12 protein-coding genes and 1 pseudogene are annotated in these 14501 nt (G+C 70.2%); 9 read left to right on the top strand and 4 right to left on the bottom strand.

The genetic code is table 11. The features are described from left to right. Positions 1-126 precede the first annotated feature (126 nt). From QMK24_RS34070 to QMK24_RS34080, 3 genes and pseudogenes are all read left to right on the top strand, one after another. Positions 127-387: pseudogene (locus QMK24_RS34070) on the top strand (carbohydrate ABC transporter permease); the annotation flags it as partial. 110 nt (positions 388-497) lie between these two features. Beyond that, positions 498-2153 carry a glycoside hydrolase family 13 protein gene (locus QMK24_RS34075; protein WP_283470738.1) on the top strand — a complete coding sequence of 552 codons (1656 nt, stop codon included), beginning with the start codon at positions 498-500 and terminating at the stop codon, positions 2151-2153. 93 nt (positions 2154-2246) lie between these two features. Further along, positions 2247-3998: an NAD+ synthase gene (locus tag QMK24_RS34080; RefSeq protein WP_283470739.1), complete on the top strand. Its 1752-nt coding sequence runs from the start codon at positions 2247-2249 to the stop codon at positions 3996-3998. A 53-nt stretch (positions 3999-4051) separates the two neighbouring features. On the opposite strand, the gene QMK24_RS34085 is transcribed toward QMK24_RS34080, so the two are convergent. The 3 genes from QMK24_RS34085 to QMK24_RS34095 all read right to left on the bottom strand — a co-directional run bounded on the left by QMK24_RS34085 (position 4052) and on the right by QMK24_RS34095 (position 7401). Continuing rightward, entirely contained in the window at positions 4052-4969 is a 918-nt protein-coding gene (locus tag QMK24_RS34085) for an endonuclease/exonuclease/phosphatase family protein (RefSeq protein WP_502962660.1), read from the bottom strand. A gap of 246 nt (positions 4970-5215) precedes the next feature. Beyond that, on the bottom strand, positions 5216-5812 hold the full coding sequence (locus QMK24_RS34090) for a TetR/AcrR family transcriptional regulator (protein WP_283470741.1): 597 nt from the start codon (positions 5810-5812) through the stop codon (positions 5216-5218). Continuing rightward, the gene (locus QMK24_RS34095) at positions 5809-7401 is read right to left on the bottom strand and encodes an MFS transporter (RefSeq protein ID WP_283470742.1); all 1593 of its coding nucleotides are present in this window, start codon (positions 7399-7401) and stop codon (positions 5809-5811) included. Before QMK24_RS34095 ends, QMK24_RS34090 begins: the two co-directional genes overlap by 4 nt. A 159-nt stretch (positions 7402-7560) precedes the next feature. On the opposite strand from QMK24_RS34095, the gene panB reads away from it, so the two are divergent. The 6 genes from panB to QMK24_RS34125 all read left to right on the top strand — a co-directional run bounded on the left by panB (position 7561) and on the right by QMK24_RS34125 (position 12476). Then, entirely contained in the window at positions 7561-8424 is an 864-nt protein-coding gene (gene panB / locus QMK24_RS34100; RefSeq protein ID WP_283470743.1) for a 3-methyl-2-oxobutanoate hydroxymethyltransferase, read from the top strand. Between the two features lie 143 nt (positions 8425-8567). Beyond that, a complete protein-coding gene (locus tag QMK24_RS34105) occupies positions 8568-9128 on the top strand; it encodes a hypothetical protein (RefSeq protein ID WP_283470744.1) in 561 nt (186 codons plus the stop codon). Continuing rightward, complete coding sequence (locus tag QMK24_RS34110) at positions 9128-9721, top strand: sigma-70 family RNA polymerase sigma factor (protein ID WP_283470745.1); 594 nt, start codon at positions 9128-9130, stop codon at positions 9719-9721. The genes QMK24_RS34105 and QMK24_RS34110 overlap by 1 nt, the downstream gene beginning before the upstream one ends. Beyond that, positions 9718-10500 carry an anti-sigma factor gene (locus QMK24_RS34115; protein WP_283470746.1) on the top strand — a complete coding sequence of 261 codons (783 nt, stop codon included), beginning with the start codon at positions 9718-9720 and terminating at the stop codon, positions 10498-10500. The genes QMK24_RS34110 and QMK24_RS34115 overlap by 4 nt, the downstream gene beginning before the upstream one ends. Positions 10501-10575: 75 nt before the next feature. After that, positions 10576-11649 carry an ATP-binding cassette domain-containing protein gene (locus QMK24_RS34120; protein WP_283470747.1) on the top strand — a complete coding sequence of 358 codons (1074 nt, stop codon included), beginning with the start codon at positions 10576-10578 and terminating at the stop codon, positions 11647-11649. Further along, on the top strand, positions 11646-12476 hold the full coding sequence (locus tag QMK24_RS34125) for an ABC transporter permease (protein WP_283470748.1): 831 nt from the start codon (positions 11646-11648) through the stop codon (positions 12474-12476). The genes QMK24_RS34120 and QMK24_RS34125 overlap by 4 nt, the downstream gene beginning before the upstream one ends. A gap of 32 nt (positions 12477-12508) precedes the next feature. Here the strand turns inward: QMK24_RS34125 and QMK24_RS34130 are convergent. Then, a partial coding sequence (locus QMK24_RS34130) for an ATP-binding protein (RefSeq protein ID WP_502989169.1) occupies positions 12509-14501 on the bottom strand: 1993 nt, incomplete at its 5' end.

Genomic DNA, 14501 nt, shown 5'->3' on the forward strand with positions numbered 1-14501 from the left:
TCATCAAGCTCGAAGCCCGCAACGCCTTCGGCTTCCGCAACCGAGAGAACCAACGCCTCCGCTCACGCTGCGCAACCACTCGACGCAGCCGACGACAGGCGTTGCCCGGATAAATTCGAAGACCCGCCAATGTCCAGACCGATCCTCGGCGTGGTGTCCATCTTCGCGGTGGTGAACGTGTGGAAGGACTTCCTCTGGCCGATGCTCGTACAGCCCGACTCCGACAAGCAGCCGATCAACATCGGGATCAACTCCCTGTCGCAGGGCGTGCCGCAGAACGTCCTGATCGCCGCGCTGGCCATCTCCGCGCTGCCGACGATCGCCATCTTCCTGCTCTTCCAGCGCAACATCATGTCCGGTCTGACCGCGGGCAGCCTCAAGGGCTGACCAGCGCTTCGCCAGGACTGAACCCCTCAGAACTCCGCCGCCGGTCCCTTGCCCCATCCCCGCTGAAAAAGGCCGGCGGCGGGGTCCCTCCTGCCCGAAAGGACGTCTCCGTGGCAGACACCCGCCCACCCGTCTCCCACCACCACCGTTATGCGGGCAATTGGTGGCGCAACGCGGTCATCTACCAGGTGTATCCGCGGAGTTTCGCCGACGGCAACGGCGACGGGACAGGAGACCTCGCCGGTGTCCGGGCCAAGTTGCCATACCTCGGCGAGCTGGGCGTCGACGCACTCTGGTTCAGCCCGTGGTACCCCTCCCCCATGGCGGACGGCGGCTACGACGTCGCCGATTACCGCGACATCGACCCGATGTTCGGCACCCTCGCCGAGGCGGAGAAGCTCATCTCCGAGGCACTCGACCTGGGCATCCGCAGCATCATCGACATCGTCCCGAACCATGTCTCGTCCGCCCACCCGTGGTTCACCGAGGCGCTCGCCGCCGGTCCCGGCAGTCCGGCCAGGGAACGCTTCTGGTTCCGCCCCGGCCGCGGCGAACACGGCGAACTGCCGCCCAACAACTGGCCCTCCCAGTTCGGCGGCGTGCCCTGGACGCGGACCGTGAACGATGACGGCACTCCCGGCGACTGGTACCTCCACCTGTTCGACAGCCAGCAGCCGGACCTCAACTGGGAGCACCCCGACGTCCGGCGCGAGCACGAGGACGTCCTGCGCTTCTGGTTCGACCGCGGCGCGGCGGGGGTGCGCATCGACTCCGCCAGCCTCCCCGTCAAGGATCCGGCCCTCCCGGACCTGGACGCGGACCGGGACGGCCCGCACCCGTACGACGACCGCGACGAACTGCACGACATCTACCGCTCCTGGCGCCGCATCGCCGACTCCTACCCCGGCAGCCGCGCCCTGATCGGCGAGGTGTGGATGCCCGACGCGGAGCGTTTCGCGCGCTATCTGCGGCATGACGAGATGCACACCGCCTTCAACTTCGACTTCATGTCGTGCCCCTGGGACGCGGGACTGCTCCGGGCGTCCATCGACACCACGCTGGCCGCGCACGAGCCGGTCGGCGCGCCCGTCACCTGGGTGCTGGCCAACCATGACGTCACCCGCACGGTGACCCGCTACGGCCGCTCCGACACCGGTTTCGACTTCGCGACCAAGGCGCACGGCACCCCGACCAATGTGGCGCTGGGCACCCGCAGGGCCCGCGCCGCCGCACTGCTGACGCTGGCGCTGCCGGGCTCGGTCTATGTCTACCAGGGCGAGGAGCTGGGCCTGCCCGAGGTCGAGGACATACCGGCGGAACGGCTCCAGGACCCGATGTATCTGCGCTCCGGCGGCAGCGTTCCGGGCCGTGACGGCTGCCGCGTACCGCTCCCGTGGACCGGGACGGCGGTCCCGTTCGGCTTCAGCCCCGACGGCGCGTCGCAGCCCCCGTGGCTGCCGCAGCCCGCCGACTGGGCGAGCCGCACCGCCGAGGCCCAGACCGGCGACGCCGCCTCCATGCTGGAGCTCTACCGCTTCGCGCTCCGGCTCCGCGGGTCCGAGCCCGGTCTCGGCGACGGTCCGATGCGCTGGCTGGAGAGCGCTCCCGGCGTGCTGGCGTTCCGCCGTACCGATGCCTTCATCTGCGTCGTCAATCTCTCCGGCCAGGCCGTCGCTCTGCCGTCCGGCACGGGCGTACTGCTCGCCAGCGGCCCGCTCAGCGCCGGCCTGCTGCCGTCCGACACGGCGGTCTGGCTCCGCACGTAGGGCCGTGACCGGCCACCCCGGGCCGACGCGATGTGCGGCCGGACACGCTGCCCGGCCAGGACATCGCGTCGGTGTGACGATTACACTGGCGGGGTGCCTCAACTTCGCCTCGCCTTGAATCAGATCGACTCCTGCGTCGGTGACATCGCCGGGAACGCCGAGTCGGTCGTGCACTGGACCCGGCATGCGGCCGAGCGTGGAGCCCACCTGGTGGCGTTCCCCGAGATGGTGCTGACCGGATACCCCGTGGAGGACCTCGCGCTGCGGTCCTCCTTCGTCGAAGCCAGCCGGACCGCGCTCGCCGCGCTCGCCGGCCGGCTGGCCGCCGAGGGCTTCGGGGAGCTGCCCGTGGTCGTCGGGTACCTGGACCGCAGCGAGAAGGCCCAGCCGCGCTACGGGCAGCCGGCCGGCGCCCCGCGCAACGCGGCGGCGGTGCTGCACCGCGGGGAGGTCGTGCTGCGGTTCGCGAAGCACCACCTTCCCAACTACGGCGTCTTCGACGAGTTCCGCTACTTCGTCCCCGGTGACACCCTCCCGGTGATCCGCGTCCACGGTGTGGACGTCGCGTTCGCCATCTGTGAGGACCTGTGGCAGGACGGCGGCCGGGTGCCCGCCACCCGCGCCGCCGGCGCCGGGCTGCTGCTGTCGGTCAACGCCTCGCCGTACGAGCGCGACAAGGACGACACCCGCCTGGAGCTGGTGCGCAAGCGCGCCCAGGAGGCCGGCTGCACGCTCGCCTACCTGGCGATGGTGGGCGGCCAGGACGAGCTGGTCTTCGACGGGGACTCGATCGTCGTCTCGGCGGGCGGCGAAGTGATCGCCCGTGCCCCGCAGTTCGAGGAGGGCTGCGTGCTGGTCGACCTGGACCTGCCCGCCGCGGGAGAGGTGCCGTCCGGCATGGCGGACGACGGCCTGGAGATCGAGCACGTCACCCTCTCCGCCGAGCCGGTCGCGGCCTACGAGCCCGAGGTGCCCGGCGGCTGCGCCGAGCGGCTCAGCGACGACGAGGAGATCTACACCGCCCTCGTCGTGGGCCTGCGCGCCTATGTCACGAAGAACGGCTTCCGGTCCGTGCTGATCGGCCTGTCCGGCGGTATCGACTCCGCGCTGGTGGCCGCCATCGCCTGCGACGCGGTCGGTCCCGCGAATGTGTTCGGCGTCGCGATGCCGTCGCAGTACTCCTCGGAGCATTCGATCGGTGACGCCGAGGAACTGGCCCGCCGCACCGGGCTGAACCTCAGGACCGTGCCCATCGCGCCGATGTTCGACGCGTACATGGCCTCGCTCGGACTCACCGGCCTCGCCGAGGAGAACCTGCAGTCCCGGCTGCGCGGCACCACCTTGATGGCCATCTCCAATCAGGAGGGCCACATCGTGCTCGCGCCGGGCAACAAGAGCGAACTAGCCGTCGGCTACTCGACGTTGTACGGCGACTCGGTCGGCGCGTACGGACCCATCAAGGACGTCTACAAGACGACGGTCTTCCGGCTCGCCCAGTGGCGGAACGCGTCTGCCGCGGCGAAGGGCCGGACCCCGCCGATCCCCGAGAACTCCATCAGCAAGCCGCCCAGCGCCGAACTGCGCCCCGGTCAGGTCGACACCGACTCGCTGCCCGACTACGACGTGCTCGACCGGGTGCTGGAGCTCTACGTCGACCGGGACCAGGGCCGGGACGCGATCATCGCCGCCGGCTTCGACCCGGAACTGGTGACCCGGATCCTGAAGATGACCGACACGGCCGAGTACAAGCGGCGGCAGTACCCGCCGGGTACCAAGATCTCCGCGAAGGGCTTCGGCAAGGACCGGCGGCTGCCGATCACTTCACGGTGGCGCGAGACGGGCTGACGCACCGGGGCGCTCGGGCCTGTCCGGCCGGACAGGCCCGAGCCCCGGCCCGGTCAGATCTGCAGGCGGGCGGCGACCGGAAGATGGTCGCTGCCCGTCTTGTTCAGCGTCCAGGACGACATCGGCTCGATGCCCTTGACCATGATCTGGTCGATGCGCGCCATCGGGAAGTCGGCGGGCCAGCTGAAGCCGAAGCCGTTGCCCGCCGCGCCCTGGGTGGAGCGCATCTGCGAGGTGACGGATGCCAGCGAGCGGTCGTTCATGGTGCCGTTGAGGTCACCGAGCAGAACGACCTTGCGCAGCGGCTCCTGCACGATGGACTGTCCCAGCGCGTCGGCGGCGTTGTCGCGCTGCCCGGCGGTGAAGCCCGCGTTGAACTTCACCCGCACCGACGGCATATGGGCGACATAGACCGCGATCTCACCGTGGGGGGTGGTGACGGCGGCGCGCATCGCCCGCGTCCAGCCGAGCCGGATGTCCACCGTCCGCACGCCCTGGAGCGGGTACTTGCTCCACAGCCCGACGGTGCCCTGCACCGAGTGGTATGGGTAGGCGGCGGCGAGCTCCTGCTTGTACGTGCCGACCTGGCCCGCCGCGAGTTCCTCCAGCGCGACGAGGTCTGCGCCCGCGGCGATGACGTCCTTCGCGGTGCCGGCCGGGTCGGGGTTCTCGGCGTTCACGTTGTGGGTGAGCACCGTCAGATTGCCGCCGGCCGTCTCCTTGTCGGTGAGCAGTCCACCGAAGAGGTTGAACCACACAAGAACCGGGAGCAGTAGGGCGATCAGCGCCGTCGCCGAGCGGCGCAGCAGGGCCACCACCAGCAGCACCGGAAGAGCCAGGCCCAGCCAGGGCAGGAACGTCTCCAGCAGACTGCCGAGGTTGCCGATCCTGTTGGGTACATCCGAGTGGAAGAACAGCAGCAGCGCCACGATCACCGCGAGCGCCGCGGTGATGATGCCTCTGCGCCACATGCCGTCGCGCCGCCACCCGAAGCGACGTCGCGCTCCGGAGGCTGAACGGTTCGGCTCCGGGCCGTCCGTGGTCGCGTCCGTCATGTACGCCTGCGTCATATGGGGGGTCCTCACTGCCTTGCCGAGTGCAATGCCGACCCTAAGGGATCGACATAAGAACCGACGGGCTGGACGGGGCGGCGGGTTCCACCGGAACCCACCGTGAGCGTCCCCTGTGACAAGACGCGTACATAACGGTCAACGCGGTCACTGCGGGCGGGCGCCCTCCAGAACCGTGTCGACGATCCGTTCGGAGAGTCCTTCCTCCAGCGACGCGCCCGGCCGCATCATGGCCCGGCTCAGCATCGGGCCGGCGAAGATGTCGCCGAGCAGTTCCAGGTCGAGTCCTTCGCGGATCTCGCCGGTCCGCACCCCGCGCAGCAGCACCTGGTGCATGGCATCGCGGCGGGCGACGATCACCGTGTCGTGGTACTGCTTCCACAACTCGGGGACCTGCTGGAACTGCAGGATGATGTTGCGCATCACCGCAGAGGAGCGCTTGGCCAGGCCGCGGCGGCGTATGGCGTCGATCATGACGATCAGGTCGTCCCGTACCGACTCGCCCACCAGTTCCGGGGTCGGCTCGTCGATCATGTTCAGTACATCCATCAACAGCGCGTTCTTGCCCGGCCAGCGCCGGTAGACCGTGGCCTTGCCGACTCCGGCGTCGCGGGCGATGCCCTCGATGGACAGCTCCCCTATCGTGACGCCCTCCTCCAGCAGCCGGAGCACCGTCTCGGTGATCGCGCTGTCGGCGGCGGCGCTGCGCGGGCGGCCGCGCGGGAGGGGGTCGGCCTCGGTCACTGTTCCGCCCCGACCGCCTGCGGTGCACGCTCCCCGCCGGGCTGCTGATCGGCTGCCTTGCGCGGCAGGAAGGCGAGGACGACGAACGTGCCGATCAGCGCGACGAACGCGGACCCGAGCGCGGTGATGTGCATCGCGTGGATGAACGCGTCGTTGGCGGGCTGGACGAGGGCCTTGCCCGCAGGGCCCATGTTCTCGGCGGCGGCCAGTGTGGCCTGGATGGATTCGCCGGCCGCGTGCCTGGCGGGCGCCTGGAGCCCGCCGAGACGGCTGTCGATGCCGTCACGGTAGGTGGTGGACAGCAGCGAACCCAGGATGGCCACCCCGAGCGCGCCGCCGACCTGCCGGAAGGTGTTGTTGACTGCGGATCCGGAGCCGGCCTTCTCACGCGGCAGCGACGACATGATCATGACGGTCGCGGGCGGCATCACATGCGCCATCGCCGTGCCCATCAGGAAGAAGAGCACTTCCAGGATCCAGATCGGGCTGTTCTGGCCGAGCAGCAGGAAGCCGAGGAAGGCGACGGCCGTCAGCGCCAGCCCCGCCGCGCACACCGCACGGGGGCCGAAACGGTCGACGACGAGCCGGGCGCGCGGCGCGAAGATCACCTGGGCGGCGGCCAGCGGGAGCAGCAGCACGCCGGACTCCAGGGCGCTGTAACCGCGCACGCTCTGGGTGTAGAAGACGACGAAGAACGTCACGCCCATGAGGGCGAAGAAGACCAGCCCTATGGCGGCGACGGAGGCCGAGAACTGCCGGTTGCGGAAGTAGTTGACGTCGAAGGCCGGGTGGTCGCTGCGCTTCTCGTACAGCACGAACCCGGCGATCACGACGAGGCCGGCCAGTATCGTCGCCCACACCTGGGGCTTGGTGAAGTCGCCGAGTTGGCCGCCCTTGATGATGCCGTAGATCAGTGCGACCAGGCCGACGACGGAGAGCAGCACACCGACGGGGTCGAGGCGGCCCGGGTTGGGGTCCTTCGAGTCGGGCACGATGACGACCATCGCGATCAGGGCGACGGCGACGATCGGCACGTTGATCAGGAAGACCGAGCCCCACCAGAAGTGCTCCAGCAGCGCGCCGCCGGTGATCGGGCCGATCGCGATGGCCAGGCCGACCACGCCGGTCCAGATGCCGATGGCCTTCGGCTGCTCGTCGCGCTCGAAGACGTTCATGATGATCGCGAGGGTCGCGGGCATGATGAACGCGCCGCCGAAGCCCATCAGCGCGCGGAACGCGATGAGCTGCCCGGAGGAGTCGGAGAGCGCGGAGAGCGCGGAGCCGACGCCGAAGACGAGCATGCCGAAGAGCAGCACCTTCTTGCGGCCCAGCCGGTCCCCGAGCAGTCCCGCAGTGAAGAGCAGTCCGGCGAAGACCAGGGTGTACGAGTTGATCGCCCACTCGAGCTGGCTCTGGGTCGCCCCGAGGCCGGTGGGGGCGGGCTGGGCGATCGTCTTCATCGCCACATTGAGGATCGAGTTGTCCAGCACCACCACGAGAAGGCTGAACAGCAGAACGGTCAGGACCGCCCAGCGGCGGCGGTGTACCGCCTCGGAGACGGCTCGGGTCTGACTCGAGGATGTGGACATGACTCCACGCTAAACCGGATTTCCGATACGGGACCGTCTCGTATCGTAAAGCAGGGGTAAAAATAGGGGGGCTCTTTGCGTCGGGCGCCGCACGTGCCAGCATGGAAGGGATCCGGGGACGCCGTCAGGGTGCCTCGAGATGACGAAGGAGCCGTTGCAATGACGCAGATTCCGGCTGCCCAGAAGCGTTCCGACAGCGTCAGGACGCTGTACGGGGGCACGGGCACGCGCCGTATCACCGTCCGTGACATCGCCGCCGCGAAGACCCGCGGCGAGAAGTGGCCCATGCTCACCGCCTACGACGCCGTGACCGCCTCCGTCTTCGACGAGGCCGGGATCCCGGTGCTGCTCGTCGGCGACTCGATGGGCAACTGCCACCTCGGCTACGACACCACCGTCCCGGTCACCATGGACCACATGACGATGCTGTCCGCGGCCGTCGTACGCGGCACCAGCCGCGCCATGGTCGTCGCCGACCTCACGTTCGGTTCGTACCAGGAAGGCCCGGTCCAGGCACTGCGCAACGCCACCCGGCTGGTGAAGGACGCCGGCGTCGGAGCCGTCAAGCTGGAAGGCGGCGAGCGCTCGCTGCCCCAGACCGAACTGCTCGTCCAGTCCGGCATCCCGGTCATGTCCCATCTGGGCCTGACCCCGCAGTCCGTCAACACCATGGGCTACCGGGTCCAGGGCCGCGGCGACGAAGACGCCCACCGGCTGCTCCGCGACGCCAAGGCGGCGCAGGACGCGGGCGCCTTCGCGCTCGTCCTGGAGCTCGTGCCGGCCGAGCTGGCCGCCGAGGTCACCAGATCCCTGCACATCCCGACCATCGGCATCGGCGCCGGAGCCGAGTGCGACGCCCAGGTCCTGGTGTGGACCGACATGGCGGGAATGACGGGCGGCCGCGTACCGAGCTTCGTCAAGCAGTACGCGCAGCTGCGCACGGCCCTGGGCGACGCGGCGAAGGCGTTCGCCGAGGACGTGTCGGGCGGGGCGTACCCGGCCGAGGAGCACAGCTTCCACTAGAGCCTGTCCGGGTCCACCGACTCACCCGCCGGCGGCCGGTCGGCACCGGTTCCGGCGGCGGGTGAGTGGTACGGGCCCGGGATCCGTATGAAGGGGTGAGCGCCGCCAGCGGCGGCGACCACCGCACAGTACGGGAAGTCATCATGCTCATCACCCCCGCCAGCCGGACGGCAGCGGCCGGAGCCTTCGCCGCCGCCGCGCTGCTGGCACTCAGCGCATGCGGATCCTCGAACAGCAGCAACAGCGGTGCCACTACTCCGCCACCCCCGGCGTCGTCCTCGACGACGAATTCCGCCCCCGGGCTGATGACCGCGAAGGACGCCAAGCTCGGCACGGTCGTCACCGACGCCCAGGGCTTCACCCTCTACCGGTTCGACAACGACACGGCCTCCCCGCCGAAGTCCAACTGCTCCGGCCAGTGCGCGGCCACCTGGCCGGCGGCCGCCGCCGTCCAGAACAGCGCCGTGAAGGGCGTCGACCAGAAGCTCGTCGGCAGCGTCACCCGTGCCGACGGCAGCAAGCAGGTCACCCTCCACGGCTGGCCGCTGTACCGCTACGGAGGCGACTCCAAGCCCGGCGACACCAACGGCCAGGGGATCGGCGGTACCTGGTTCGCGGCCGATCCCGACGGCTCGAAGACAGGAGGAGCACCGGAGGCACCCACCAGCCCCGCACCCACCACTCCCGGCTCGAACGGGTACTGATGCCGAACCGCCCAGCCCAGACGCTCGCACCGCGGCGGCGGGTACGACAGGATGCCGCAGTGGCCGAGGATCCCACCGGGCAGGTCCCGGATGAGGAGTTCATGCGCGCGCTGTACCGCGAGCACGCGGGCGCGCTGTTCGGCTTCGTGCTGCACCTGGTGGGCGGCGACCGGTATCTGGCGGAGGACGTCGTCCAGGAGACGCTGCTGCGGGCCTGGAAGAGCGCGGGCCGTCTCGACCCCGCGGCTGGTTCGCTGCGGCCCTGGCTCGTGACGGTCGCGCGCCGTATCGTGATCGACGGCCACCGCAGCCGCCTGTCCCGTCCTCCCGAGGCTCCGCCGGCCGCACTCGACCAGCTGCCCGCAGAGGACGAACTCGACCGCTCATTGAGGCTCATGACGATCTCCGACGCTCTCGGCGACCTGACCGAGGTTCACCGCCAGGTACTGATCGAGACGTATTTCAAGGGCCGTACGGTGAACGAGGCGGCCATCGAGCTCGGCGTGCCGCCCGGCACGGTGCGTTCGCGGGTGTTCTACGCCCTGCGGGCGCTCAGGAACGCACTGGAGGAGAGAGGGGTGACCACCTCATGACAGACCACGGACCCGGGGCGCCCCTGGACCCGCACCTGGACGTCGGCGCCTACGTCATCGGCGCGCTGGAACCGGACGACATGTCACGCTTCGAACTGCACCTCGCCGGCTGCGAGGAGTGCGGGCGCCAGCTCGATGAGCTGAGCGGACTCGTACCCCTCCTCGACGAACTGCGGCAGAGCGGCGGCGTGGCGGAGCCTCCGCGGGAATGGGCAGCGGCGCCCGCCCGGACGGCGGGAGGGCCGTTCGCTCAGCCGTCCGTCCTGCCGAGCGTTCCGCCGCCCGCGCAACCGCTCGCACGGCCGCTCGCACAGCCGGCGACCCACCGCACGGCGCGGCGGCCCGGCCGGCCCCGCCGGCTGCTGCTCGCCCTGGCGGCCTGCGGAGTGCTGGCCCTCGGCGGCTCGGCCGTCGCGGTCCTCGTCACCCAGCCCGACGCGGCCCCGCCGCCCGTCGCCGGCGCGCAGTTCTCGGCGAACGACCGGTCCACCGGCGCCAGCGCCACCGTCGGCGTCACCGGCAAGGGGTGGGGCACCCAGGTCGACCTGAAGCTCTCCGGTGTCAACGGCCCTCTGACCTGCAGCCTCGTCGCCATAGGCCGGGACGGCAGCCGGCAGACCGTCGCCACCTGGTCGGTTCCCGCGGCCGGCTACGGCACCGCCGCGCAACCCGCCCCGCTCAGCGTCCAGGGCGCGGCCGGCCTCTCCCCGTCCGACATCAGCGGCTTCGACGTCGTCACCTCCACCGGGAAGCACCTGCTCGCCATCCCCGCCGTGTAACCGCGTACCCGCCCTGTAGGCGCTGTGTCGGTGCCGTGTCGGTCGGCTGTCAGTGGGTGCCGCCACTCTTGGTGCATGACGACGCGACTGACTGACACAAGCGGCTCCGCCGTCGAGGTACGGGGGCTGGTCAAGCACTATGGCGAGACGAAGGCCCTGGACGGTGTGGACCTCGATGTACGACAGGGCACCGTGCTCGGTGTGCTGGGACCGAACGGTGCGGGCAAGACCACGCTGGTGCGGGTGCTGTCCACTTTGATCAAGCCGGACGCGGGCAGTGCCCGCGTCGCGGGATACGACGTACTCAAGCAGCCCCGGCAGCTGCGCCGGGTGATCGGGCTGACGGGGCAGTACGCCTCGGTGGACGAGAAGCTCTCCGGCCGGGAGAACCTGTACATGATCGGGCGGCTGCTCGATCTGTCCCGCAAGGACGCCCGGTCCCGCGCGGACGGGCTGCTGGAGCGGTTCTCGCTCACCGAGGCCGCCAAGCGGCCCGCGAGCGGCTACTCCGGCGGAATGCGGCGGCGGCTGGACCTGGCGGCCTCCATGATCGGCAATCCTGCCGTGCTCTATCTGGACGAGCCGACGACGGGCCTGGACCCGCGCACCCGCAACGAGGTGTGGGCCGAGGTCAAGCGCATGGTCGCCGACGGCGCGACGGTGCTGCTGACCACGCAGTACATGGAGGAGGCCGAGCAGCTCGCCGACGAGCTGACGGTCATCGACCGCGGCCGGGTGATCGCCAACGGCCGGGTCGACGAACTGAAGGCCAAGGTCGGCGGGCGGACCCTGCAGATCCGGCCGACCGACCCGGTGACGCTGCCCGCGATGTCGGCCGCGCTGTCGGACGCCGGGCTCGACGGGGTGGCCGGATCCACGATCGACCATGAGGACGGCGTACTGAATGTGCCGATCCTCAGCGACGAGCAACTGACCGCCGTGGTCGGCCTGCTGGGCACGCGCGGGTTCGCGATCGCCGGGATAGGCACACATCTCCCCAGCCTGGACGAGGTGTTCCTCTCCATCACCGGCCAGAAGCCGGACCAGGCCGGGCAGTCCACGCGGAGCGGCACCTCAGAGCAGTCCACGCAGTCGGCGCAGTCCGAGCAGACCGAGCAGTCCGATGCAGAAGAGGGGGTAGCGGCATGAGCGCCGCAGTCATCACCACCACCGCGCCCGCCAAGGCGCAGGCCCAGGAAGGCCGGATAGGCGTTCGGGCCAATCTGCGGCACATCGGCGCGCTCGCGCGCCGCAACATGCTGCAGATCAAGGAGGACCCGGAGTCGATGTTCGACGCGGTCCTCATGCCGATCGTCTTCACGCTGCTGTTCGTGTTCGTCTTCGGCGGCGCGATCTCCGGCAAGGGCAATCAGCAGGACTACGTGAACTACGTGATCCCCGGGCTGATGGCGATGATGGGCATGAACATCGCGATGGCCGTCGGCACCGGCGTCAATCAGGACTTCAGCACCGGCGTGATGGACCGCTTCCGCACCATGCCGATCGCGCGGTCCTCGGTACTGATCGCCAAGATCATCGTGGAGATCGGCCGGATGCTGATCGCCACCACGATCCTGCTGATCATGGGATTCATCCTGGGCCTGACGATCTCGACGTCCGTGTTCCACCTGCTCGCCGCGGTGGCGCTCTCGATGGTCTTCGGCGCCTCACTCATGTGGATCTTCATCCTGCTCGGTCTGACCATGAAGACCGCGCAGGCCGTACAGGGGGTGGCCATGCTCGTCCTGATGCCGCTGCAGTTCGGCTCCTCGATCTTCGCGCCGCCCACCACGATGCCCGGCTGGCTGCAGAGCTTCACCGAGGTCAACCCGCTGTCGAACCTGGCGGACGCCGCCCGGAACCTGATGAACGGCGGGCCCGTCGCCCACTCCGTGCTGGTCACCCTGGCCTGGACGGTCGGCATCACCCTGGTGACGGCGCCGCTGGCGGTCGCGAAGTTCCGCAACAAGACCTGACCGGAACCGACCGGCCCGGTCAGGTCTCCGGGTCAGTCCTCCTCGCGCATCAGGGCGATGGTCTCCATGGCGGAGAGGCCGTCGCCCGCGGCGTACGCGGTGTCGAACGCCGCGTCGCCGAGCAGCTCGCGCAGATCCCGCTGGGCCTCCGCCAGTTCCAGCCGCTCCAGCGGGGAGCTGGCCGTGGGCCGCATCCGGTCGTGCGCACCGAGCATGGTGGCGGCCCGGCCCGCCTCGGACAGTGCGGTCCCCGGGATGCGGCCGTCGGAGGACGCCCGGGCGACCAGGATCGTCACCGCGACAGGCACCAGCAGCATGCCGATCCGCGGCGCGATGACCTCGGTGAGCACACTGCCGGTCAGGTCGTCGAGTCCCTGCCGCAGGAGCAGCATGCCCCCTTCCGGGTCGCCGCCCCGGGCCGTGAGCCAGCCCTTGATCCCGCGCAGCATCCCGTGGACGAACTGCGGTACCCCCTTCAGCGGGGACGCCAGCATCTCGTCCACCAGGGCGTGGCCCTCTTCGAGGTCTCCCCGGCGGCCGAGCATCGCGCACAGCAGGACCCGCCCGTAGAAGGCGGCGCCGCCCGCGACGGGGCCGAACCCGTCGGCGTCCTCGGTGGCCGCCCGGAGCATCCGCTCGCCCTCTTCGAGGTCGCCGCCGTTGATGATCATTTCGGCGAGCCGCACGCTGAGGATCGGTACCTGCTGATGGGAGCCGAGTTCCCTGGCCAGGGCGATCGCCGCACGGCAGCAGTCGGCCGAACGCAGCCACTGGCCGCCGTTCGCCGCCGCCTCGGCCTCGGCGGACAGCGCCTCGGTCATCCCCCAGCGGTCGCCGACCTGCCGGAAGAGCTCCCGGCTCTCCCGGACGTCGTCCATCGACTGGTCCAGCTTCTCCATCACGTCGTTGATCATCTTGGCCCGGATCTGCAGCGCGAACGCCAGCTCCCACGGTCCGCCGAACTCCCGGCAGCTCTGCACCAGGTTGTCCACCAGCCCGGGGAGCAGTTCGAACTCCCCGCAGAGAAAGGCCGCGAAGGGACTCATCAGGCCGGGGCGGCGGGCGGTCTGCGGCAGATGCGGCGGATAGGCCGCCAGGATCGCCCGGCCGGCCCTGGCGACATCCGGCTCACCCCAGCGGTGCTCCACATCCCCGGCGTTGGTGACGAGTTGCATCATCCGCACCCAGCGCCGCGCCTCGTCCAGCTGCTCGCCGGCCATCGGCGGCGGCGCGTCCAGCGGGCCGTGCTCCACCGGTTCCAGCGTGGGCGGATCGGTGAACGGGTCGGGCCCCATGGCCGACACGACGCCCGGCCAGGTCAGCTGCTCCGTGTGGTAGTTGCGCATCTCCCAGAACCAGCCGCAGGCCAGCACCAGTTGCAGCGCCTCCTGCTCGTCGCCGAGGTCCACCGCTCGGCGCAGCGCGGCCCGCAGGTTCTCGTGCTCGCGCTCCAGCCGTCCCAGCCACAGCAGTTGATCGGTGCCGCGCAGCTCGGGGTCGGCGGTGCGGATGTACTCACGGAAGTGGGTGAGGTGACGGCGCTCGACCGCCGCCCGCTCGCCCGATTCATCGAGCCGTTCGGCGGCGTACTCACCGATCGTCTCCAGCATCCGGTAGCGGGCGCCGTCGTCCGTCAGGTCGGCGAGGACCAGCGATTTGTCGACGAGCGAGCCGAGCAGGACGGCGGTGTCCACGGCGTCGATCCCGTCGCCCGAGCACACCTCCTCGACCGCTTCAAGGGTCCAGCCGCCCGCGAAGACCGCCAGCCGGCGCAGCAGTCGGCGCTCCGTGGGATCGAGCAGGTCCCAGCTCCAGTCGACGACCGCGCGCAGCGTCTGCTGGCGGGGCAGTACGGTTCTGCTGCCGCCGGTGAGCAGCCGGAACCGGTCGTCGAGCCGGTTCGCGAGCTGGCGCGGGGTGAGGCTGCGCAGCCGGGCCGCGGCCAGTTCGATGGCGAGCGGCAGTCCGTCGAGGCGGCGGCAGAGCTCGACGCACGCCACCGGGTCGTCGTCCACCGTGACGCCG

This window comes from Streptomyces sp. PH10-H1 (genome assembly GCF_030063355.1).
Classification (GTDB): domain Bacteria; phylum Actinomycetota; class Actinomycetes; order Streptomycetales; family Streptomycetaceae; genus Actinacidiphila.